Origin of the sequence: Maribacter sp. TH_r10, from assembly GCF_033101095.1 — a bacterium.
GTDB classification, from domain to species: domain Bacteria; phylum Bacteroidota; class Bacteroidia; order Flavobacteriales; family Flavobacteriaceae; genus Maribacter_A; species Maribacter_A luteus.
In genome coordinates, this window is sequence record NZ_JAWMPY010000035.1 from 1 (window position 1) to 601 (window position 601).

Here is a 601-nt window from a genome sequence, read left to right on the forward strand (position 1 = left end):
TGCCACAGGGGCAGTCGAATCCTCCGATATCTTGGATGGAACGATTGCGACTGGTGACATAGCCGATGATGCCGTTACCTTAGGGAAATTGGCGGCTGGCAGTGCGTCTGGCGATCTGATACAATGGAACGGGACGGATTGGGAATATATAGCCCCAAGTACGTTGATTCCTGCGACCACGGTTTCCAATACAAGTAATGTGAACACTTTGAGTACGACGGTCGATGGAGTAACAGGAACTGGCGTACCGATCATAAATAGTAATGTTCTTGGTTTAAATGGCAGCAATGAACTGATCAGTACCGTAAACGGAGAGGCATCAGCCGCACTGGATCTTTCCCCTGCAATAAACGCAATTGAAAAGACCACCACGGTTGTAGAAGGCACTGGAATCGATGTTTCTTCCACAACATCTGGCAACAATACGGAATATACGGTTACCGTGGATCCTACGGATATAGTAGGCGATGGCAGTATCACTTCCCCAAATAGTACGATTACCCTAGGGGGAACACCTGCGAACTCCATATTGGAGAATGTAACCTTGGATGTTAACGAATCGTCTTTGGCTGATGGAAGTATTACATCCCCGAACAGTACG

Annotated in this window: 1 pseudogene; it reads left to right on the forward strand. The window is 47.6% G+C overall.

The annotated features are described in order from the left end of the window. Nucleotides 1–601, forward strand: a pseudogene (locus R3X28_RS19210) (hypothetical protein); the annotation flags it as partial.